17 protein-coding genes are annotated in these 21,059 nt (G+C 67.8%); 7 read left to right on the forward strand and 10 right to left on the reverse strand.

The window, feature by feature from the left end; translation table 11 throughout:
- Positions 1–101 precede the first annotated feature (101 nt).
- Positions 102–3,917, forward strand: a complete 3,816-nt coding sequence (locus ACYVKR_RS19930; RefSeq protein ID WP_460482699.1) for a beta strand repeat-containing protein — start codon at positions 102–104, stop codon at positions 3,915–3,917.
- A gap of 64 nt (positions 3,918–3,981) precedes the next feature.
- Here ACYVKR_RS19930 and ACYVKR_RS19935 read toward each other — a convergent pair whose 3' ends face one another.
- The 4 genes from ACYVKR_RS19935 to yghU all read right to left on the reverse strand — a co-directional run bounded on the left by ACYVKR_RS19935 (position 3,982) and on the right by yghU (position 7,915).
- Positions 3,982–4,872, reverse strand: coding sequence for a transporter substrate-binding domain-containing protein (locus ACYVKR_RS19935; RefSeq protein ID WP_460482700.1), 891 nt, complete (start codon positions 4,870–4,872; stop codon positions 3,982–3,984).
- Positions 4,873–4,916: 44 nt separating this feature from the next.
- Entirely contained in the window at positions 4,917–5,975 is a 1,059-nt protein-coding gene (locus ACYVKR_RS19940; RefSeq protein WP_460482701.1) for a D-cysteine desulfhydrase family protein, read from the reverse strand.
- Positions 5,976–6,102: 127 nt separating this feature from the next.
- Positions 6,103–6,999 (reverse strand): LysR family transcriptional regulator, encoded by an 897-nt coding sequence (locus tag ACYVKR_RS19945; RefSeq protein ID WP_460482702.1) that lies wholly within the window; start codon positions 6,997–6,999, stop codon positions 6,103–6,105.
- A 37-nt stretch (positions 7,000–7,036) separates the two neighbouring features.
- Complete coding sequence (gene yghU, locus ACYVKR_RS19950; protein ID WP_460482703.1) at positions 7,037–7,915, reverse strand: thiol:disulfide oxidoreductase; 879 nt, start codon at positions 7,913–7,915, stop codon at positions 7,037–7,039.
- Between the two features lie 27 nt (positions 7,916–7,942).
- Between yghU and ACYVKR_RS19955 the strand changes: the two genes are divergently transcribed.
- Entirely contained in the window at positions 7,943–8,575 is a 633-nt protein-coding gene (locus ACYVKR_RS19955) for a glutathione S-transferase family protein (RefSeq protein WP_460482704.1), read from the forward strand.
- A gap of 9 nt (positions 8,576–8,584) precedes the next feature.
- Here the strand turns inward: ACYVKR_RS19955 and ACYVKR_RS19960 are convergent, their stop codons facing one another.
- Positions 8,585–9,499 carry a LysR family transcriptional regulator gene (locus tag ACYVKR_RS19960; protein ID WP_460482705.1) on the reverse strand — a complete coding sequence of 305 codons (915 nt, stop codon included), beginning with the start codon at positions 9,497–9,499 and terminating at the stop codon, positions 8,585–8,587.
- A 173-nt stretch (positions 9,500–9,672) separates the two neighbouring features.
- On the opposite strand from ACYVKR_RS19960, the gene ACYVKR_RS19965 reads away from it, so the two are divergent.
- From ACYVKR_RS19965 to ACYVKR_RS19980, 4 genes are read left to right on the forward strand one after another with little or no spacing between them, the layout of a single operon-like run.
- The gene (locus ACYVKR_RS19965; protein WP_460482706.1) at positions 9,673–10,878 is read left to right on the forward strand and encodes a CaiB/BaiF CoA transferase family protein; all 1,206 of its coding nucleotides are present in this window, start codon (positions 9,673–9,675) and stop codon (positions 10,876–10,878) included.
- A complete protein-coding gene (locus tag ACYVKR_RS19970; protein WP_460482707.1) occupies positions 10,875–11,891 on the forward strand; it encodes an NADPH:quinone oxidoreductase family protein in 1,017 nt (338 codons plus the stop codon). Before ACYVKR_RS19965 ends, ACYVKR_RS19970 begins: the two co-directional genes overlap by 4 nt.
- On the forward strand, positions 11,888–12,901 hold the full coding sequence (locus tag ACYVKR_RS19975; RefSeq protein ID WP_460482708.1) for a Bug family tripartite tricarboxylate transporter substrate binding protein: 1,014 nt from the start codon (positions 11,888–11,890) through the stop codon (positions 12,899–12,901). The genes ACYVKR_RS19970 and ACYVKR_RS19975 overlap by 4 nt, the downstream gene beginning before the upstream one ends.
- A gap of 56 nt (positions 12,902–12,957) precedes the next feature.
- On the forward strand, positions 12,958–14,034 hold the full coding sequence (locus ACYVKR_RS19980) for a purine-nucleoside phosphorylase (RefSeq protein WP_460482709.1): 1,077 nt from the start codon (positions 12,958–12,960) through the stop codon (positions 14,032–14,034).
- A 19-nt stretch (positions 14,035–14,053) separates the two neighbouring features.
- On the opposite strand, the gene ACYVKR_RS19985 is transcribed toward ACYVKR_RS19980, so the two are convergent.
- From ACYVKR_RS19985 to ACYVKR_RS20000, 4 genes are all read right to left on the reverse strand, one after another.
- On the reverse strand, positions 14,054–15,052 hold the full coding sequence (locus ACYVKR_RS19985) for a catalase family peroxidase (protein ID WP_460482710.1): 999 nt from the start codon (positions 15,050–15,052) through the stop codon (positions 14,054–14,056).
- Between the two features lie 205 nt (positions 15,053–15,257).
- Positions 15,258–15,980 carry a PepSY-associated TM helix domain-containing protein gene (locus tag ACYVKR_RS19990; RefSeq protein ID WP_460482711.1) on the reverse strand — a complete coding sequence of 241 codons (723 nt, stop codon included), beginning with the start codon at positions 15,978–15,980 and terminating at the stop codon, positions 15,258–15,260.
- A gap of 19 nt (positions 15,981–15,999) precedes the next feature.
- Positions 16,000–18,096 carry a TonB-dependent receptor gene (locus ACYVKR_RS19995; protein ID WP_460482712.1) on the reverse strand — a complete coding sequence of 699 codons (2,097 nt, stop codon included), beginning with the start codon at positions 18,094–18,096 and terminating at the stop codon, positions 16,000–16,002.
- 203 nt (positions 18,097–18,299) lie between these two features.
- A complete protein-coding gene (locus ACYVKR_RS20000; protein WP_460482713.1) occupies positions 18,300–19,532 on the reverse strand; it encodes an NADH:flavin oxidoreductase/NADH oxidase family protein in 1,233 nt (410 codons plus the stop codon).
- 90 nt (positions 19,533–19,622) lie between these two features.
- Between ACYVKR_RS20000 and ACYVKR_RS20005 the strand changes: the two genes are divergently transcribed.
- On the forward strand, positions 19,623–20,045 hold the full coding sequence (locus ACYVKR_RS20005; protein ID WP_460482714.1) for a MerR family transcriptional regulator: 423 nt from the start codon (positions 19,623–19,625) through the stop codon (positions 20,043–20,045).
- Between the two features lie 184 nt (positions 20,046–20,229).
- Here ACYVKR_RS20005 and ACYVKR_RS20010 read toward each other — a convergent pair whose 3' ends face one another.
- Positions 20,230–20,715, reverse strand: coding sequence for a hypothetical protein (locus ACYVKR_RS20010; RefSeq protein ID WP_460482715.1), 486 nt, complete (start codon positions 20,713–20,715; stop codon positions 20,230–20,232).
- Positions 20,716–21,059: the final 344 nt, after the last annotated feature.

The following is a 21,059-nucleotide window of genomic DNA, read 5'->3' on the forward strand; positions in this document are numbered from 1 at the left end:
AAAACATAGCTTTCAGCGCTTGATACATAAGCGCCAGAGGCCGATTTCGCTCAAATTTCCCGTTTCCGCCACCGCTAGTTCCATCGTCAAAGGAGTACGCCATGTCACGCAAACACGCCCCTCTTCCGCGCCTGGCCCCGCTGGCCGCCGCAGCCGCACTGCTGTGCGTGGCATCCGCGGCCACCGCGCAGCAATACATCTCGGTGCCGCAGGTGCAGAACGGCACCACCTCGGCGACAGCGACCTTCACCCCCGGCCCCGGCGGTGCGGTGACGCAGACCTTCAGTCCCACCAACACGACGATCAACAGCAACGGCTTCAACGCCTCGGGCACCGGCAACCAGGCGACCAGCACGCATTTGATCTCCAGCCAGGTGCCGTCCACGCCGACCGTGACCGTCACGCAGACGGTCAACGCGGCCACCTCCGCCACTACCAGCCCCGGCAAGATCGGCATCGACACCACCAACCTGCTGTCGCCGGGCAACGGCGGCAACCGCACCGGAGCCCATGGCACGGTCAACGGCAACAACACCCGCTCCACCGCCACGGCCAATGACAACACCGCCTCGCTGGACCTGCAGAATCCCGCCGGCGTCACGCTGGGCACGCCGGCCACGGTAGGCTCTGGGCAGGCGGCCAACGCCAACGTGACGGCCACCACGCTCGACAACCTGCTCGGCATTGCGCTCACCAAGCGCGCGCAGAGCCTCTTCAGCGACACCTCCTGGTCCGGCCTGGCCCTCGACGTGAACAGCAACAATGCGGCCGCCACGGCCACCGCCAACCAGACCAGCCAGCACCTCGGGATCGACACCGCCGCCGACCTGAATATTTCCGCGCCCGCCGCCAGCAACGTCCTCCAGGTGCAATCGCCCAATGCCAGCGTCGCGGCCGGCAACACGGTCAATACGCTGGGCATCACGCTGGGGCAACAGCTCGGCATCTTCGTTCCACAGGGTCCCAGCGGCAGCAGCTTCAATGTCAATGACAACAGCGCCGCCGCCACGGCACAGGGCAACCAGGTGAGCAATGAGCTGCTGGTCAATGCCTCCAACGTGAACGGCACAGGCGCCGCATCGCCCATGGCTGCGGCCTCCAGTCAGTCGAGCGGCGCCGTCGGCGCCAACAGCAATGTCGGAACCCTGGGCGTGCAGAACAACACGCTGACCTCGGTGAACAACGCCTACGCGGTCAACCAGAACGACGTCACCGCCAGCGCCACCGGCAACCACGGCAGCAACCAGGCCCAGGTCGATGCCTCGGCCGGCATCTCCAACCTGGTGCTCGGCGCCAGCAGCACGCAGGCCAGCGGCGCCGTTGGCGCCAACGCGCAGGTCGGCACGCTGGGCGTGTCCACGGTCGGCTCCGCCGGCGACCGGGTCAACGTCAACCAGAACACGGTCAGCTCCAGCGCCATGGGCTCGTCGGCAGACAACCTGGCCGCAGCCACGGCCGGCAGCGGCGTGACCGGCAGCAGCGTCGGCGCCGCCAACCTGCAAGGCCACGCCGCGGGCAACATCAGCGCCAGCTCCAGCGTGAACACGCTGGGCGCCCAGACCGGGGCCAGCCTGAACGGCAACCAGGTGGTCAACGGCAACAGCGTGCAAGCCAGCGCACAGGATGCCTATGCCCGCAACCGCGCCGTGCTGCAGGCCAGCAGCGCAGTCACGAACGGCACTGCCGGCGCCGTCAACAGCCAGACGCATGGCGACGGCAATGTCAGCGCCACCAGCCAGGTGAACCTGTTGGGCAGCACCACCACCCTGCTGTCCGCGGGCGACACGGCCGTGGTCAACGGCAACGCCGTCGATGCCTCGGCGATGGGTCTGGAAGCCAGCAACCTCGCCGCCGTGAGCAGCGCCAGCAGCGTGACCGGAGGCGTCGCCAACGTGCTCAACGGGCAGGCCCATACCGCGGGCGATGTCAGCGCCAGCGCCAACGCCCCCGTCCTGGGGACCCAGGGCCTGCTCGGCACCGTGAATGGCAACCAGACCATCGCCGGCAACCAGGTGACGGCGGCGGCCCAGGGCATGGCGGCCGACAGCCAGTCCACCGTCCAGGCCGGCAGCTCCGTCACCAATGCCTTCGCCGGCGTGACCAGCGTGCAGACGCATACCAGCGGCAACACCAGTGCCAACAGCTCGGTGGGCGTGTTGGGCCGCAACACGCTGCTGGGCTCCAGTGGCGACATCTCGGTGGTCAATGACAATGCGGTCGGCGCCAGCGCGCTGGGCATGCAGGGCAGCAACCTGGCCTCGATCTCCGGGCTGAGCGATGTGTCCGGCGCCAGCGCCCCGGTGCTGAACACGCAGCTGCACAGCGCGGGCGATGTCAATGCCCGCGCCACCGCCGTCTCTATCGGCACCATCGCCCTCACCGGCAGCCAGAATGGCAGCCAGACCGTCAACGGCAACAGCGTGGCCGCCGATGCCATGGGCTCGCAGGCCGACAACGAATCCACCGTCAAGGCCGGCGGCGCGCTCACCAACGCGGTCGCTACCGTGGGCAACAGCCAGACCCATGTGGCGGGCAACACCATGGCCTTCGCCGGCGCCGGCTTGATCGGCAGCGGTACCGCGCAATCCACCAACGACCAACTGGTGGTGAACGGCAACCAGCTGTCCGCCAATGCCACCAGCCAGCAGGCCAGCAACACGGCGGCACTCGACGGCTCCTCGATCACCGCCACGCTGCCCGCCGGGGCCGCCGTGGCCAACGACCAGGTGCACAACTCGGGCAACGTGACCGCCATCGCGGCCGGCGTGGCGTCCAGCAGCCCCTCGCCGACGCTGGCGGCGCCCGCCATGATCGGCACCACGCGGGGCTCCACCGTCGGCGGCAGCGCCCAAGTGTCTAGCAACGAGGCGCAGGCCAACGCCAACATCAACCTGGCGGCCAATACCGTGAGCCTCAACAGCGGCACGGACCTGGACACGCAAGGCGTCGGGCTGGCCAACACCCAGACCGTGAACCAGGGCGACGCCACGGCGCTGGTTCGGGTCAACTACGGCCTCACCGGCACGCGGGCCGGCGGCAACACCGTAGTGGTGTCGAACAACCACTCGGCATCCGCCGCCAGCCAGAACCAGGCGATCAACACCGTCACGGTGAAGGCCGGCAGTGCGCTGGGCTCGATGGCACCCGCCATCGTCAGCGCCCAGACCTCAAGCGGCGCGACCAGCTCCACCACGCAGACCCAGCTGCTGAGCGGCGTCGGCACGGCTGGCAGCAGCAATGGCGACACCACCATCTCCGGCAACCAGTCCAGCAGCAACGCCCGCGCCAACGTGGCCAACAATGCGCTGACGATCGACTCGGGCACGCTCACCTCCAACCTGGGTGGCTCGCTGACCAACGGCCAGACGAACTATGCCACCGGTGTCGTCACGGCGGTCACCAGCGTGCAGATCCCGATCGGCTCGTCATCGACCAACCAGTCCATGGCTGGCGCCACCACGGTGTCGGGCAACTCGGCCGACGCCCTGGGCGTGGGCAATGCCGCGCTCAACTCGATCGTGGCCAGCGCCGGGACTGCGCTGAACGGTGGTTCGTCGCTGAGCCTGCTGAACGGCCAGTACAACTACGGCGCCATCAACGCCACGACCACGCTGGACGTGCCGGTGTTTTCCAGCGGCAACAGCGGCAACGTCAACGTGGTGAACAACACCGCCACCGCCACGGCGATCGGCAACAACGCGGTCAACCAGATCACCGCCACGGCACTGCCCAGCCAGTTGGTGGCCAGCGTGGGGCTGACCTCGACCCAGATCAACTCGGGCAACGTGACTGCCACCGTGGTCGGCGGCTTCACCAACACCGGTGGCGGCGCCGGCGTCAACATCTCGGGCAACCAGGCGAATGCCGTGGCCGTGGGCAACCGCGCGGTCTCGAGCACCACGATCGGCGTGCAATAAGCGCCGCCTGCCCGCAGCAGCCCACCTTCGGGTGGGCTTTTTGCTGCCCGGAAGCCCCCTGCGCTCAGTTCGCGTAGGCCTCCACGGGCTTGTCGTTCGGCTCGCGCAGCAATTGCTGGAGCGCGGCGCTCATGGGCAGGTTCAGGGACTGGTTGGTGGGCGGTATGGGCTGCATGAACCACTTGTCGTAGATCCTGGCCACCTCGCCGGACTTCATCATCGCCATCAGCGCACCGTCGACCGCCTTCTTGAACCCGGGATCATCGCGGCGGAAAAGCACGGCGATGGGCTCCGATCCCAGCACCTCGCCCACGATCCGGTAGCGCTCGGGCGCCTTGGAGCCGGCGATCAGGCCCGCCAGCAGGTTGTCGTCGATGACGAAGGCATCCGCGCGGCCAGACTCCAGCATCAAAAAGCTCTCGTACTGGTCCTTGCCCAGCAGCGTGTTCAACTGGACGCCATGGTCGCGCCCGAACTTGCGCAGCAGCTGCACCGCGGTGGTGCCCGCGGAGGCGACGATGTTCCTGCCGTCCAGCTGCTTGAACGAGCTGATGCCCGAGTCTGCGCGCACGGCCATGCGCACCTGGCTGACGTAGGTGGTGACGGCAAACGCGACCTCTTTCTGGCGCGCGAGGTTATTGGTCTTGGGGCCGCAGGCGATGTCGATGGTGCCGTTGTTCACCAGCGGCAGGGTGTTCTGCGGCGTCATGGCCATGTATTCCAGCCGGGCTTGCGGCGCGATCCGGGCCAGCGCCTTCTCGCACAGCTCGACGTGGTAGCCCATGTAGCGCCGGTCCGCGCCGGTGGCATAGGACATGGGCGGGGAGCTTTCCAGCACGCCCACCACGACCTTGCCGCTGGCCTGGATCTTGTCGAGCGTGCCGCCCGTGGATTGCGCCGATGCGGTGTTCACCGCCATGCCGGCCAGCACCAGGCCGGCCCAAACGAGCTTCATATTGCCTCCTTCAAGAAATCAGCGAAACCAGGCGCCGCAGCGCGTCACCGGCCGGCCTGCGCGCGGGCGCGGGCGCGGGACTGGAACTCCGGGCCATAGGCGAACACGGCGGGCAGGCCCCCGGTATGGACAAAGACCACCTGGGCCCCGGAAGGGAGATGGCCATCCTCCTTCAGGCGCGGCAGGGCGGCAAACGCCTTGCCGGTGTACACGGGGTCGAGCAGCAGGCCGTCCTGGCGGGCGGCCTGCAGCAGGAAGTCGAGCAGGCCCGGCTCCGGCAGCCCGTAACCCGTGCCTAGGTTGCCGTCGAAGACTTCGACATCGCGCTCGTCCACAGGCGCCTCGACGCCCAGCATGCGGCCCAGTGCGCGGCAATGGGCCTGGATTCTTTGGTGCTGCGACGGTACGTCCCTGCGCACGCTGACACCGAGGACACGGGCCCGGGAGCCCAGCAGGCGCAGGCCGAACAGCAGGCCGGCCTGGGTCTGCCCGCTGCCGGATGCCAGCACCACATGCGTCATGCCGGGCTGCTGTGCCAGCAACTCTTCGGCAGCATGCAGGTAGCCAATGCTGCCCAGCGGCGCGCTGTCGGGTTTCAGCGAAATCAGGTAGGGAACCTCACCGCGCTCGCGCAGCCCCCGCGCCATGGCACTGATGGCGGCATGGGCGCCCTCTTCGTCGTCGGCATCGGGAAAGTGGCTCACCGAGGCGCCGTAGATATCGCTGAGCAGCACGTTGCCGGAATGGCGGTAGCAATCCGTCTCCATGCTTGGCACCCGGTTTTCGAGCTGCACATGGCAGCGCAGACCCAGCTTGGCGGCGACGGCGGCGGTCGCCCGGGTGTAGTTGGACTGGATGGCCCCGCTGACCAGCACCGCCGTCGCGCCCTGCTCGCGGGCTTCGCCAAAGTAGTACTCGAGCTGCCGGATCTTGTTGCCGCCAAAGGCCAGGCCGGTCAGGTCATCGCGCTTGGCGCTCAGCTGGATATCCAACTGCCTGCCGAGGTTCGGCAATGCCTCCAGCGGCGTCGGCGTGAGCGCCAGTGGCACCCTGGGCAGAGGGACCTGGATGCGGCCCCGGTCCTCGGAAAGCAATCCTTGCATGGTGAATCTGATGCACAGCGAATGGGTTCGGGGCATTGAATCACGGATCACTGCGCAGTTCCTGCATGAACATATGCAGGAATGCATAGACCCCCCAGGGCATAAGCAGCCAGGCACCCGCCGGCGGTCAATGGACCTGTTGGCGCAGGAAGCTGGTGAAGCTGCGCAGTGCGTGGTGCGCGATCTCGTGGCGGGGAAAGATCAGATGGCAGTCCCAGCCCATGGGCTCGTCAAGCCGCAAAAGCTGGACGTTGCCCGCCGCCGCAGGCAGGTACCGGGCATCGACCAAGGTCACGCCCGCGCCGCACTCGGCCATCTGGAAGGCGATGCGCTGGTTGCAGGCCTCGATGACCATCGCCGGGGCCAGGCCCAGGCGCGCAAACTGCTGGTCGACCAGCTGCCGGAACGGGCTTTCGGGCAGCAGGCCGATGAAAGGGTGGCTGGCCAGCTCGGCCCAGGTGACGACGCCGGACTGGCCCACGCGAAAGCCCGCGGGCGCCACGGCGACCACCGACCTGCGTTCGAGCAGCGAGCTGCGGACATCGGTGCGCCCCTCGGCGCTGGCCCCTATCCCCAGCTCGAAGCGCCCGGTGCCGACCTCGTCCATCACCCGCGCCATGCCGCCGGCCTCCACCTCGAAGCGGAGATGGGGATGGAGGACGGAGAAATGGCCCACCGCCTTGCCCACCAGCGTGTCCAGAAAAACCGGCAGGCAGATGATGCGGATGCGCCCCAGCTGCTGGCTGCGGATGGCGGTGGCCGTGCGGCCGATCTCCTCCAGGCCGTCGGACATCTTCTCGACGATCTCGAACAGCCGCAGCGCGTCGACGGTCGGCTTCATCCGGTTGCCGTCCCGGGTGAAGAGCACGAAGCCGATTTCTTGCTCCATCGCGCTGATGGAGCGGCTCACCGAGGACTGCGACACCTCCATGGCGTGCGCGGCGGCAATGGTCGAGTGCAGCAGCATCACATGCCGGAAGCACTCGACGTGCCGGAAGCTGAGCTGGGGCTTGCCGTGGGTCAAAGGGGTCTCCAGCCGGGGACGTGCTTCATGCCGCCGATCAACCGCCCGATGCCGCCAGCTTGTCCTGCGTCCGGGTGTCGAAGTCGCTGGCATCGTGCCGCTCGTGCAGCTGGCTGGCCGGCTGGCCCGAGACACGGTTGACCATACGGCCGCGCCGTGCGGCCGGGCGCTGCGCGATCTCGTCGGCCCAGCGCAGCACATGGGTGTATTCCTGCACCTGCAGGAACTCGCCCGCCTCGTAGAGCTGGCCCTTGGCCAGCGCGCCATACCAGGGCCACACGGCGATATCGGCGACGGTGTAGTCGTCGCCAGCCAGGTACCGGCTCTCGGACAGGCGCCGGTCCAGCACATCGAGCTGCCGCTTGGCCTCCATCGCGAAGCGATCGATCGCGTATTCGATCTTGGTGGGCGCATAGGCATAGAAATGGCCGAAGCCGCCCCCCAGGTACGGCGCGCTGCCCATCTGCCAGAACAGCCACGACAGGCATTCGGCGCGCGCCGGCTGCTCGGTGGGCAGGAAGGCGCCGAACTTCTCGGCCAGGTACAGCAGGATGGCGCCGGACTCGAACACGCGCACCGGCTCGGGGCCGCTGCGGTCCATCAGCGCGGGGATCTTGGAGTTCGGGTTCACCTGCACGAAGCCGCTGCCGAACTGGTCGCCGTCGCCGATGCGGATCAGCCAGGCGTCGTACTCGGCGCCGGCATGGCCCAGCGCCAGCAGTTCCTCGAGCATGACCGTGACCTTGACACCGTTGGGCGTGGCCAGCGAGTACAGTTGCAGCGGATGCCGCCCCACGGGCAGCTCTTTGTCGTGCGTGGGCCCGGAGATCGGGCGGTTGATGCTGGCGAAGCGGCCACCGTTTTCCTTGTTCCAGGTCCAGACGGCGGGCGGCGTGTAGGCAGGCGAATTCGACATGCAATAAGCTTCAGGAGTTCAAAGACGATGATGATTCTCTACGACTGCGCCACGGCACCGAGTCCCCGCCGCGCACGCATCCTGCTTGCCGAAAAGGGTATTGCCCACGAGACGGTGAACATCGACCTCGCGCGCAGCGAGCAGCTGAGCGACAGCTTCCGCCAGGTCAACCCGCTGTGCACCGTGCCCGCGCTGCGCACCGAGGAAGGCCCCGTCCTCACGAACAACGCCGCCATCGCCGCCTACCTGGAGGCCCACCGCCCCGAGCCGCCGCTGCTGGGCACCACGCCGCTGGAGAAGGCCGAGATCGCCAGCTGGAACTGGCGCATCGAGTTCGAGGGCATGACGGCCGTGGCCGAGGCCCTGCGCAATAGCACGCCCGCGATGGCCAACCGCGCCCTGCCCGGCCCGGTGAACTACGCCCAGATCCCCGAGCTGGCACAGCGCGGCCTGGCGCGGCTGCAGCAGTTCTTCACCACGCTGAACGAGCACCTGGCCGGCCGCGACTACATCGCCACCGAGCGCTTCAGCATCGCCGACATCACGGCCGCGGTGGTCGTGGACTTTGCGCGCGTGGTGCGCGTCAAGCCCAGCGAGCAGCACCCGCACCTCGTGCGCTGGCGCGCGGCGATGGCGCAGCGGCCGTCGATGGCGCTGTGAGCCGCACGCCTATTTGAAATCCCAGTTCCTGGCGTATTCCACGATCGCCGCCTTCAGGAACTCGATGAAGGCCACGGCGGCCGAGGTCGGCTGCCGGTTGGGCGCCCGCACGATATAGAGCGCGTCGCCCACGCCTTTCACGGCCATCCGCTTGAGCACCCGCACCAGCGTGCCGGCCGCCACCGCGTCGGCCACGGCATAGTGGGGCAGCAGCACCACGCCCAGGTCGGCGCAGGCCGCGTCGAAGAGGAACTGGTAGTCGCCCGATTGGATCGCCGGCTGGTGCTGCACCCAGATGGATTCGCCCGTGCCGGACTGCAGCAGCTCGATCCGCGGGCCGGTGGCCAGCGGCGTGATCAGGCTTGCGGCCTTCAGGTCGCCGGGCGTGCGGATGGCCCGGCCCAGCCGCTGCAGATAGGCCGGCGTGCAGAACAGGCCCCATTGGATGCCGCACACCCGGGTGGCGACATGGTCCTCGAACGGCGTCGAGGTGATGTGGATGGCCAGGTCCACCTTGGACGCGACCAGGTCGTGGATCTGGTCGTTGATGACCAGCTTGAGCCGCAGGCCGGGGTAGTCGCGGCAAAAGCCCAGGATCAGCGGCTTCAGGTAGAAATGGCCCAGGCCGGTGGGGATGCGCACCCGGATGTCGCCGCTGACCGTGCGGTGGATCTCGTCGATGCGGCTGCGCGCGGACTGCAACTCGTTGACGGCCTGCAGGCAGTGGGCATACAGGATGCGGCCCGCCTCGGTCAGCTCGACGTGGCGGGTGGTTCGCCGCAGCAGCTGCGCGCCGAACTCCCTCTCCAGCAGGCCCAGGCGGCGCGACACGTTCGAGCGCGTCACGCCCGAGCGCGCGGCGGCATCGGTGAGGTTGCGCGCCTCGGCAATCGCGATGAACAGACGCACCAGATTCAGGTCCATGGCCAGCCTCGTGGGAACAGGCGGGCATCTTATCGCTGGCAGCCGCCTCGATTGTTGACTGGCAATCAACACCCATGGGTATTTTCTGGTGGTTCCGCCTGGCAACCGTGCGTCTTACGATGCACCTCATACCAACCAGCGGCGCCCAGGGGGCCGCTCCAGGAGACCGATTCGTGACCGCTCAATCAACACAGGGCTTTGCGCCGCTGCAAGGCTATACCGTGCTGGACCTCAGCCAGGGCGTGGCCGGCCCCTACTGCGCCGAGCTGCTGGGCCACCAGGGCGCGAAGGTCATCAAGGTCGAGCCGCCGGAGGGCGACTGGGCGCGCCATGTCGGCGTGGCGCAGCAGGGACAGAGCACCCTCTCCACCACCTACAACGCCGGCAAGCAGAGCCTGGCCATCGACGCCAGGCACCCGCGAGGCAAGGCCCTGGTGCTGGAGCTGGCGCGGCAGGCCGACATCGTGGTACAGAACTTCCGGCCCCAGGCCATAGCGCGCCTGGGCCTGGACTTCGCCAGCCTGAGCGCGCTGGGCCTGCAGCCGGTCTATGTCTCGATCAGCGGCTACGGGGCCAGCGGCCCGTTCGCGGACCACCCCGCCACCGACTCCGTGATGCAGGCCGACTCGGGCTTGATGGCCACCAACCGCGATGCCGGCCACACGCCGCAGCGGGTCGGCTTTCTGCTGGCGGACATCGCCACCGGCGTCTACGCCGCGCAGGCCTGCACCGCCGCGCTGCTGCAAAAGGCCCGCAGCGGCCGGGGCGTGCATGTGGAGATCAACCTCTTCAACGTCTGCTGCGCGCTGCAGTCCAGCGTGTTCTCCGAGCAGATGCTGTCCGGCCAGCCGCCGCGCCCCGCCGTGAGCGCACCCAATGGCGTGTTCCAGGCGGCGGACGGGTTCCTGACGATCCTGGCGCTGAACAACGACCAGTTCTCGCGCATCTGCCTGGCGCTGGATGCGCCCCACTGGGAGGCGGACCCGCGCTTTGCCAGCAACGAGCTGCGGCTGCAGCACAAGGAGGCGCTGCATGCCGAGCTGGCCGCCCTGGTCCGGCCGCGCGCCATGGCCGAGCTCGAAGCCACCCTCCAGCGGCACAACGCGCTCCATGCCCGCATCCGCACCGCGCCGGACGTCGTCGCCCACCCCCAGGCGCTGCACCTGGGCACCTTCCAGCCGCTGGAGCAGCCCGGCTTCGGCCCGGTGTATCTGGCCACTCATCCCTGGCAGTGCCATGCCGGTCCCGCAGCACCAGCGCCGGCCATCGGCGAGCACAGCCGCGACATCCTCGGCGCGCTGGGGCTGGACGCCACTGATATTGACGCGCTGGTGGCCGAGCGCATCGTGGCTACCCCTTCGAAAGGAACCCCCGCATGAAAGCCATCGTCTGCCACGAATTCGGCGCGCCCGAAGCCGTGACCTCGGTGCAGCACTTGCCCGATCCGCCCGCGCCCGGGCCGCTGGAGGTGCTGGTCGAGGTCAGCCATGCCAGCGTGAGCCACGCCACCGGGCTGCTGATCGAAGGCCGCTACCAGAAGCACCCGCCGCTGCCCTTCGTGCCCGGCACCGAAGGCGTGGGCACCGTGCTGCAATGCGGCGCCGGGGTGTCGCATGTCAAACCCGGCGACCCGGTGGCCTTCATCTGCGACTGGGGCTCGTATGGCAGCCGCGTGCTGGTGCATGGCGCCACGGTCTACCCGATTCCCCGCGGACTCGATCCGCTGCAGGCCCTGGCCCTTCCCATCTCGTACGGCACGGCCTACACCGCCCTGCACTGGCGGGCGCAGATCCAGGAGGGCGACACGCTGCTGGTGCTGGGCGCCGGCTCGGGCGTGGGCGCGGCCGCGGTGGAGCTGGCCCGGCAGATTCCCGGCGTGCAGGTGATCGCCTGCGCCAGCTCGGCCGCCAAGCGCAACGACGCGCTGCGCCGCGGCGCCCACCATGCCGTCGAGCCCGCGCACCTGATCGAGCAGGTCAAGCAGGCCACCGGCGGCAAGGGCGCGGACCTGGTGTTCGATCCGGTCGGAGGCGACCTGCTGCTGGCGGCGCTGCGGGCCACGGCGCAGTACGGCAAGATCATCAGCATCGGCTTTGCCAGCGGCACGATCCCGCAGCTGCCGATGAACATGGTGCTGGTCAAGAACCTCACCGTCTACGGCTATTTCTACGGCCAGTACCTAGGCTGGACGCCCGCCAACGAGCGCGTGCGCTACCAGGCCCCCATGCAGGCCATGATGGCCGAGCTCTTCGCGCTGGCGGCGCGAAAGGCCATCGAGCCGCACATCAGCCAGGTTTTCCCGATGGAGCAGCTGTGCCCCGCGCTGCAGGCGCTGCACGGGCGCGAAGTCCTGGGAAAGATCGCGATCCGCATCGAAGGAGACCCCGCATGAAGCCAGCCCACACCCCCACTTCCACGCCTTACACGCTCTCCAGGCGCCGCGCCCTGCAGGCCGCGGCCGTGGCCGCCCTCGCGCCCTTTGGCACCCTGGCCCGGGCGGCGGCGGACTATCCCAAGGCCCCGATCAAGCTCGTCGTGCCCTACCCGCCCGGCGGCCCCACCGACCTGGTGGGCCGGCTGGCGGCCGTGGCCATGGGCGAGAGCTTGAAGCAGACCATCTTCATCGACAACAAGCCCGGCGCCAGCGGCATGGTCGGCGCGGCCCTGGTGGCCAAGGCGCCGGCCGACGGCTACACGCTGCTGGCCAATGCCTCGCTGCAGGTCATCAACCCCACGATCTACGCCAAGGTGCCGTACGACTCGTTCAACGACTTCGCGCCCATCACCCAGATCGTCGACGTGCCCCTGGTGCTGGTGGTCAGCAGCCAGATGCCGGTCTCGACCGTGCAGGAGCTGATCGCGCACCTGCGGCGCAGCAGCGGCACTGTGAACTTCGGCTCGGCCGGCAATGCCTCGTCGCAGCACCTGTCGGGCGAGCTGTTCCGGCTCAAGACCGGCATCGCCATGCAGCACGTGCCCTACAAGGGCAGCTCGCCGGCACTGACCGACCTGATGGGCGGCCAGATCCAGCTGATGTTCGACTCCATGCCTTCGGCCATGCCCTTCATCACCTCGGGCAAGCTCAAGGCCCTGGCCGTGACCACGCGCAGGCGCTCCAGCGTGCTGCCGCAGATCCCGACCATGGAGGAATCCGGCGTGGCCGGCTTCGAGACCAGCACCTGGTACGGCCTGTGGGCGCCCCGGAACACGCCGGCGGATATCGTCGAGAAGCTGGCCCGCACGGCCCAGGCCGCACTGCGCACGCCCGAGGTCGTGGCCCAGTACCAGCGCATGGGCGCGGAGCCCGTGGGCTCGTCGCCGCAGGAGTTCCTGCAGTACATGAAGTCCGAGGAGAAGAAATGGGCCGAAATCGTGCGCCTGTCGGGAGCCAAAGCGGACTGAGGCGGACAGCGCCTGCGGCACAATCGGGCCTTCTCTTTCCAGCCCAAGGAACCGCCATGCACGCCCGCCCGCCCCGCCTGACTTCATTCATCCCCGCCGCCGCCTGCGCGCTGGCGCTGGCCGGCTGCAGCAGCAACCCGGCCATGCCCACCGGCACGGCCGCCGGCATCGCAGCAGCCGCGCCCGCCCCGGCGCCGGCCCCCATCGAGGTCAAGGTGTTCATCGCGGCGATGTTCGAGATCGGCCAGAACACGGGCGACCGCGCGGGCGAGTTCCAGCACTGGTACGAGCGCTACTTCCGCAACGCCCAGCCCATCGCCGTGCCTGGGGCACTGAGCCCGGTGTTCTGCAACGCCGACGGCGTCTGCGGCAGCGTGCTGGGCATGGGCAAGGTCAACTCGTCGGCGTCGATGCAGGCCATCGTGCTCAACCCGCGCTTCGACTTCGGCAAGGCCTACTACGTCATCAGCGGCGTGGCGGGAACGCCGCCGGCGCGCGGCACCATCGGCGACGTGACCTGGGGCAGCTGGCTGGTGGACTACGACCTGGGCCACCGCTGGGCGCCGCGCGAGGGCAAGCCCGGCGCGCCGGTCTTCATGCCGCGCAAGGGCTACGAGGAGTACCGGCGCTTCCAGCTCAACCAGGCGCTGGTGCAGGCCGCCTACCGGATGACGCGCGGTGTGGCGCTGCAGGACAGCGAATCGGCGCAGCGCTATCGCATGCGCTACCCCGATGCGGCGGCGCGCAAGGCGCCGGCCGTGCATGTGGGCACGCACATGACGGGCGACACCTTCTTCCACGGCCCGGGCCTGTCGGCCGAGGCGCAGTACATCGCCAAGCTCTACGGCGCCGACGACTACGTCGCCACCGAGATGGAGGCCGCCGCCATTGCCCTGGTGCTGGGGCGCACCCATGGCACGGACCGCATCCTGAGCCTGCGCGGCTCGGTCAACTTCGACCAGGGCAACCCCAACGAGACCACCCAGGCTCACCTCGACCCCAAGCCCGGCGAAACCGCCGGCGGCTTTGCCGAGACGGTGGCGAATGTGGCCAACGTCGGCGGCCGCTTTGTCGACACCGTGGTGACCGGCTGGGCGCAGTGGAAGGACGGCGTGCCCGCCGCCCAGCGCTGACGCGCGCCGGCTCAGCCCCTCACTGGCCGCTCAGCCGCTTGCCGAAGGACACGGCATAGGCCTGCGAGCGAAAGCGCAGCACCGGGTCGTTGGTCGGCGCAATGCCGTCGGCCATGACCATGGGGTCGAAGTTGACGGTCTCGCAGGCCGCGCCCTTCTGGGCCGAGGCGCTGGCGATGGTCAGCGTGCCGGCCTTGAACTCGAGCCGCCCGGCCGGCCAGGGCTGCGTGGGATCGTCCTGTGGATCGCCAGCCTGCCCCACCGACACCAGCATGTCCCAGCGCACCGGCTGCTTCGCCGTGGCGTCGATCAAGGCCTTTTCCAGGAAGTCGGCGCCGGCCGTCTTCAGGGCCTCGTCGCTCAGGGGCTTGTCGCCGCCCTGCGGCACGAAGCGCCAGCGCACCGGCGTTACCTTGTCCTGCGCGCCGATGAACTGGAAGGTGTGGATGCCGAAGTAGCTGCTGTGGGCGTAGCTGTCCGGCGGGTTGTGGCCGGCCAGGTACTGCGCCTGGGCCTGGTTGTCCGGGTGCGCGGCCTTGAAGGCCTTGAGCTTTTCCGGGTCGGGCTTGCCGGTGGCCGGATCGGGGCGCTGCGCCAGCGTCAGGTCGAGGAAGGTCTGCGGGCTGGCCGCGCCGAACATGGGCGTGTTCAGCATGGCCATCTGGTGCAGCTTGCCCTGCGGCAGCTTGAACTGCAGCGCCATGCCGCGCGGGCTCTTGGCCACGTCGGGCGCCTTGGGGTTGCCGCCGGCCAGCGAGAAGCGCGCCACCACCGGCACGGCCTGGCCGGAAAACAGCGCCGAGCGCGAATACTTCGCCGCCTCGGCGGTGCCGGTGAACTCGCCCAGCGCACAGGTGCCCTTGGTGTGGTTGCGGCGCACGCCGGGGTGCACGCCGAACGTGCCTTCCAGCGCCTCGACCACCTGCGGCCCGGTCACTTGCGGGCCGGCGGCCTGCGCGAACATCGGCGGCAAGGCCAGCACACTGGCCACGGCGAGACTGATTTTCCTGCGGGTCATGGATTCTCCTGGGATTGAACCGCGGTAAACAGTCCCGCCCGGCGGTTTATTCCCGGCCGCCGCACAAATTTGGCTATCGGTTATCGCTCTTTATTTGATAGCTTCTAGCGCTTACCATTTGCCATATTCAGATACTTTTTATTTTGAATTCAAGGCATAGAAAGCGCTAATAGCTCTTTTTTCAATAGCAACCTACCCAGCCGGTCTACCACCCCGTGGCCGCCAGCACCAGCGCCAGCGTCAGGCAGGTGCCCACCAGCCCGGCGGCCCGCAGCCGCGAGCCGTGCAGCCGCGTCCACAGCAAAATGCCGGTGAGCGACAGCGCGATGAGCCCGCCCGCCAGGGTATCCGTCAGCAAAATCCAGGCCGCGCTGGCGCCCGTGGCCATGTGCAGGCGGCTGAGCCGGGCCAGCAGATTCGGGTCCATGCGCCGCACCGACACCGAGGCATTGCCCACCCAGTACTCGGCATTCACCGTCTCGCGCGGCGTGGCGAAGGCGATCGTCCAGCGCTCGGGCTGCGTCGCGCCGGGCCAGGGCGTGGGCCCCGCGGCCTCCACCTTCTTCTGGTGCGGCGCACGGTCAATGCGCAGCTCCTGCTGCAGGTAGGCGCCGAGCGCGCCGATGTCCGCAGGCAGCGGCTGGGGCAGCTGCAACTGCCACTGCGTGTTGGTGTAGCTGGCGCCGGGGATCTTCATCGTCGCCCGGTGGTTGAGCAGCAGGCCGGTGAAGCCGAACAGCAGCCCCAGCACCGCACCCCACACGCCCAGCCAGGCATGCGTGCGCCGCAGCCACTTGAGGACGGCCGGCCGGTGCCAGCGCCACGGCACGAAGAGATGGCCCGTGCCCTCCTTGCGCACCGCCGGGCGGCGGCTTTTTGCCCCATGGCCGGCACGGCCGCTCTCTTCCAACGCGATGTCCCGATTCACGATGTCATTCCTTGCCCGTTCAGAAGCGGTAGCGCGCGGTGAGCTGCACCGAGCGCGGCGCGCCCGGCAGGTTCAGGTTGGCGCTGCTGCCGTGGCCGGCGACGATGTAGCGGCGGTCGAACAGGTTCTTGAAGGCGAGCTGCAGGTCCACGCCGTTCATGCGGTAGTAGGCCATGGCGTCCACCGTGGTGTAGCCCGGCAGCGTGACGGTGTTGCCGGGGTTGGCGAAGCGGTCGCCCACGTAGTTGATGCCGCCGCCCACGCCGAAGCCATTGCCCAGGGCCTTGGTGACCCACAGGTTGGCGCTGTGCCGGGGCGTGAGCGTGGCGCGCTTGCCCTGCACGGGCTGGCCTGCGTCCACGGCGGGCGACGAGGTCATCTCCGTGTCGAGGAAGGCATAGCCCGACCAGACCTGCCAGCCCTGCGGCAGCTGGCCGGTGAAGGTCAGCTCCAGGCCCTGGGTGCGCTGCACGCCCAGCGGCACCAGGGTGTTGGTGACGGGGTTGACGCTCTTGATGTTGGTGCGCTCGAGCTGGAACAGCGAGGCCGTGGCCGAAGCCTGGCCATCGAGCAGGTCCCACTTGACGCCGACCTCGCGGCTGGTGGTCTCCTCGGGCGCCATCTGCGCGTTGTTGGCCGCGAGCGCGAAGGTCTCGCCCGAAGGCTGGAAGGACTTGCTGAACGACGCGTAGTACGACCAGTTCGCCGACGGCTGGTAGACCAGGCCGACGCGGGGGCTCCAGGCGGTGTCGGTGCGGCCCAGGTCGGGCTTGCCCGGCTGGCGCTCGTGGGTCTCCTGCTCGAAGCGGTCGTAGCGCACGCCGGCCAGGGCCTTCCAGTGCGGCGACAGCGTGACCAGGTCCTGCACATACAGGCTGGTCACCTTGAAGACGCTGTGGTTGTCGGCCGCGGGCGTGCCGCCGACCAGCAACGGCAGCGTGGGCAGCACCGGGTCGAGCAGCGACACCGTCGCCACATTGGCGCGGCTGTACGACAGCAGGTCCTTGTTCTGCCGGCCGAACTCGAAGCCGTAGAGCATCTGGTGCTGCATGCCGCCCAGGCTGAGCTTCTGGCTCAGCTCGGTCTGGTTGAAGAAGCCGTCCTCGTCGCGCATCACGTTGCCGTGCGTGAGCGATGCGGTCATTGCCTTCTCGTTGACCGAACCGACCAGCGTGTTGTTGCGGTCCAGCGAGTAGTCGTAGTAGCGGAAGGCATTGCGCAGCGAGAGGCTGTCGTTGAAGCGGTGGTTCAGCGTCATGCCCAGCGACGAGACCTCGGCGCGGCTCACGTCCACATCGCGCGCATTGGCCGCGCCGTAGTAGGTGCCGGGCGGCACGTTGACCGGCCGGCCCTGGAACGCGGGCACGCCGAAATCGGTGAGGCGGCTGTCCTTCAGGTAGTCGGCCTGCAGCAGCACATTCGTGTCCGCGCTGGGCTTGATCAGCACCGAGGCGGCCAGCGCATTGCGGTCGAGGAACTGCTGGTCGCGGTAGCTGTCGGAGCGCTCGATGGCGCCGGTGAGGCGGTAGGAGACGATGCTGTCCTGGGGCGCGCGGGCGATGTCGAATTCGCCGCGGCGCTTCCAGTTCCCCACGACCACGCCGACTTCGTTGAGATCGATGCCCGGCTTCTTGGTGATGCGGTTGATCAGCCCGCCCGACGAGCCGCGCCCATACAGCACCGACGCTGGCCCTTTCACGACCTCGACTTGCTCGATGTTGGAGAGGTCGCGGAAGTACAGCGCATCGTCGCGCAGCCCATCGACAAACTGGTCGGCAATGGCCGAGAAGCCACGGATCGTGACCTGGTCGCGCTGGCCGTCGCCGTGCGACAGGCCGATGCCGGGCACCGCCTTCAGCACATCTTCCATCGATTGCGCCGCCTGGTCGCGCAGCAGGCTCTGTGGCACCACGTTCACGGTCTGCGGAATGTCGCGCAGCGGCGCATCCACCTTGGTGGCGCTGGTGGCCGTGGGCGGGTTGTAGCTGGGCTCCAGATTGCGATTGCCCGTCACCTGCAGGGTGTCCAGCGTGGCCTCTGCGCCCTGCTGCGCCACGGCGCTGCCGGCAAACGCCATGCCCAAAGCCGCCACCAGCGGCCTGTATGTTCCAACCATGTGGTCCTCGTTATATGGAATTTTTTGAATGACAGGACGTGGCTGGCCTCGGACCGATGGCAATCACCGTCCGCACGCTGGCTAAAGTCAGGCGGCGATTGTATGTTGACAAATGCGAATCATTATTAATATCGATTAAGAAACCACGGCGACAGCATTGCGCAGGCTATGGCGCAACCCGCCCACCCGTGGAGCCACCCTGCTTAAGCGCCCTGGGCCATGATCCAGCGGCGGTAGCCGCGGGCACGGCACCTGGCGTGCGCCTGCGAAACGATCAGCGCCCACAGCGGTGACACCCGTGGCTTTGGCTGCCGCTGGCGGCTCATGCGGGCGAGCTGGTAGCGCACGGCGGCCATATGCGCCATGGCGGCCAGCGGCTTGTTGCGCCAAGCAATGGGCCGGAGCATGGGTGCCGGCGCTGCTCCGAGCTGCCATTGGCGCGGCAGGCCCGGCTCGATGGCCAGCGCGGTGGCGATGCCGGCCATTGCCACGCCGCTGTCGAGCACCTGCTGGGCCACCTCGCGCCGACGGATGCCGCCCGTCACCATGAGCGGCATCGAGGCCACGGCGGCAATGCCCTGGGCAAATTCGAGGAAGTAGGCCTCGCGCGCCAGGGTGCGCTGGTCGCGGGCCGCACCCATCATCGCCGGCGCCTCGTAGCTGCCGCCCGAGAGTTCGACCAGGTCCACGCCCAGCGGCGCCAGCATTTCGACCACCGTGCGCGCCTCGTCGGGCGAGAATCCGCCGCGCTGGAAATCGGCCGAATTGAGCTTGACGGCCACTGCAAAGCCTGGCTCAACCACTGCGCGCACGCCGCGCACGATGTCCAGCAGCAGGCGAGCGCGATTCTCCAGGCTGCCGCCCCAGCGGTCCTGCCGCCGGTTCGCCAACGGCGAAAGGAACTGGCTGAGCAGGTAGCCGTGCGCGGCATGGATCTCCACGCCGGTGAAGCCTGCCCGCTCGGCCAGCACGGCCGTGGCCACGAACCGGCGCTGGACGTCGGCGATGTCCGCCTCGGTCATCTCTCGCGGCACCGCAAACTGCCTGGACTGCGCGCCCAGGACCAGGCCCACCGCCGACGGCGCCAGGGTCTGCGCGCCCAGGCCCGCGGGCATCTGGCGCCCGGGGTGGTTGATCTGCATCCACATCTGCGCCCTGCCCGAGCGCCCGGCCGCGGCCCAGGCCGCGAAGCGGTCGAGGTGCCGTTCGTCCTCCAGCACCACGCAGCCCGGCCCGGTCACGGCCCGAGGGTCGACCATCACGTTGCCGGTCAGGATCAGTCCTGCCCCGCCATCGGCCCAGGCCTGGTAGAGGCGCAGCAACCGGGCCGAGGGCGCATGGCGCTCGTCCGCCATGTCTTCCTCCATGGCCGCCTTGGCGATGCGATTGGGAATGACGGCGCCATTGGGCAGCGTGAGGGGTGAGAAAAGGTGCATGTAAGGTACTCCGGGTGAAAATCTGCGGGCACCTTAACCTTGAAGCCAGGTTCAATGTCAAACTGCCACCGAACCCGGAGGAACGCGGACATGAAAATCGGAGAACTTGCCCAGCGCACCGGCCTAGCCCCGTCACGCATCCGCTTCTATGAGCGCATCGGCCTGCTGAAGACCGTTCGCCGCGAGGCCAACGGCTACCGCAGCTATCCGGCGGATACCGTGCTGGCGCTGCAGCTGATCGTGGCCGCGCAGCAGGCAGGCTTCAGCCTCGACGAACTGCGCACGCTGCTGCCAGGCAACCTGGCGAACTGGGAGCATGTCTCGCTGATCGACACGCTGCGCCGCAAGGTGCAGGACATCGAGGCACTGCAGGCCGAGCTGGCGCGCAGCAAGGCGCACCTGCTGGCGCTGGTCCAACAGATCGAGGCCAAGCCGCAGGACATGGATTGCGCCGCGAATGCCAAGCGGGTGCTGTCGGAGATGCGGCTGGATGGCCCGGGGCTCAAGCCATGATTCTTGCGAAAACAGTCCGCTTACACGTTTATTGATCATCAAATCCATATGAAAAAGGGCTTGGCCTTTTTCAGAACCAAACCCTTGCATGGATACCCAAAAGCATAAAAACAAATTCAACCAATCGACCTTTTCCCTTCAACCGCCACTTCACCCTCCATACCACTTTTCCTCAGTGAATCATTTAATTGGGGCAGTAATCCGGAATAGCCAAGAAAGAGCGTGAAAAAGTGCCATCGGGCACAATGGAAATATTATTGGTGGTATCCGTCAGCAAAACATTCACATATTTCACACAGGCCAGCATCAGTTCCTGGCCGCCCGGGCAGGTCAGATCACCCTCGCTCGGCGGGCCGGCCTGAATGCTGCCTCTGACCCGGCCGTTCTTGGTCACATTGAAGGGAACATCCGCCAGCACCTCGCCCGAGACCGCGGTCTTGTTGGAGGCCTTGGGGTGCTTCCCGCCGCCGTTGATGCAGGCATACACGGCCTCCGTATCGGCGCTCAGGCTTTCCAGCACCGAGGCGTTCCCCAGCCCCGCCTCGTCGAAGCTGACGGACAGCATCCCGTTGGAGTTCACCGACGCATCGGCATCCACGAAGTGGGGCCCGGCATAGGCCTGCCCGACCCCGCATACCAATGCCGCAGCCAATATCCATGACTGTTTCATAGCATTCTCCCAAGAAGAGTGAATAGACGCCAGTTCCTGGGCGCACCGAGGCATGGAAAACAGGTCGACAAACAGCAGTCGCTGCGACCCGAGAACGCCATTTATTCTAGGCCTCGCCATTTCAGCGTCAATACGAGAAATGGAAATGTGATTAAATATGAGAGCCGACCGAATAACCACCATGAGAGGCGGGAGAATAAGCCTTCGCTATTAGCTCTATTTTCCAAGAGCATCCCATATATGGACTGCGCTCTGTTTCAGGCAAGGGTAATTGCCTGCATGGCAGCCAGGTGTCTGGCACGCATGGGCGCTGAACGCAAAACAGCCGCGGCACGGCAATGCTC

This window comes from Comamonas humi (assembly GCF_054782535.1).

What these genes read in the sequence shown, in the direction of transcription:
- ACYVKR_RS19930 (WP_460482699.1), top strand. Translation starts at nt 102, where the DNA reads ATGTCACGCAAACACGCCCCTCTTCCGCGCCTGGCCCCGCTGGCCGCC.
- ACYVKR_RS19935 (WP_460482700.1), bottom strand. Translation starts at nt 4,872, where the DNA reads ATGAAGCTCGTTTGGGCCGGCCTGGTGCTGGCCGGCATGGCGGTGAAC.
- ACYVKR_RS19940 (WP_460482701.1), bottom strand. Translation starts at nt 5,975, where the DNA reads ATGCAAGGATTGCTTTCCGAGGACCGGGGCCGCATCCAGGTCCCTCTG.
- yghU (WP_460482703.1), bottom strand. Translation starts at nt 7,915, where the DNA reads ATGTCGAATTCGCCTGCCTACACGCCGCCCGCCGTCTGGACCTGGAAC.
- ACYVKR_RS19955 (WP_460482704.1), top strand. Translation starts at nt 7,943, where the DNA reads ATGATGATTCTCTACGACTGCGCCACGGCACCGAGTCCCCGCCGCGCA.
- ACYVKR_RS19960 (WP_460482705.1), bottom strand. Translation starts at nt 9,499, where the DNA reads ATGGACCTGAATCTGGTGCGTCTGTTCATCGCGATTGCCGAGGCGCGC.
- ACYVKR_RS19970 (WP_460482707.1), top strand. Translation starts at nt 10,875, where the DNA reads ATGAAAGCCATCGTCTGCCACGAATTCGGCGCGCCCGAAGCCGTGACC.
- ACYVKR_RS19975 (WP_460482708.1), top strand. Translation starts at nt 11,888, where the DNA reads ATGAAGCCAGCCCACACCCCCACTTCCACGCCTTACACGCTCTCCAGG.
- ACYVKR_RS19980 (WP_460482709.1), top strand. Translation starts at nt 12,958, where the DNA reads ATGCACGCCCGCCCGCCCCGCCTGACTTCATTCATCCCCGCCGCCGCC.
- ACYVKR_RS19985 (WP_460482710.1), bottom strand. Translation starts at nt 15,052, where the DNA reads ATGACCCGCAGGAAAATCAGTCTCGCCGTGGCCAGTGTGCTGGCCTTG.
- ACYVKR_RS19995 (WP_460482712.1), bottom strand. Translation starts at nt 18,096, where the DNA reads ATGGTTGGAACATACAGGCCGCTGGTGGCGGCTTTGGGCATGGCGTTT.
- ACYVKR_RS20000 (WP_460482713.1), bottom strand. Translation starts at nt 19,532, where the DNA reads ATGCACCTTTTCTCACCCCTCACGCTGCCCAATGGCGCCGTCATTCCC.
- ACYVKR_RS20005 (WP_460482714.1), top strand. Translation starts at nt 19,623, where the DNA reads ATGAAAATCGGAGAACTTGCCCAGCGCACCGGCCTAGCCCCGTCACGC.
- ACYVKR_RS20010 (WP_460482715.1), bottom strand. Translation starts at nt 20,715, where the DNA reads ATGAAACAGTCATGGATATTGGCTGCGGCATTGGTATGCGGGGTCGGG.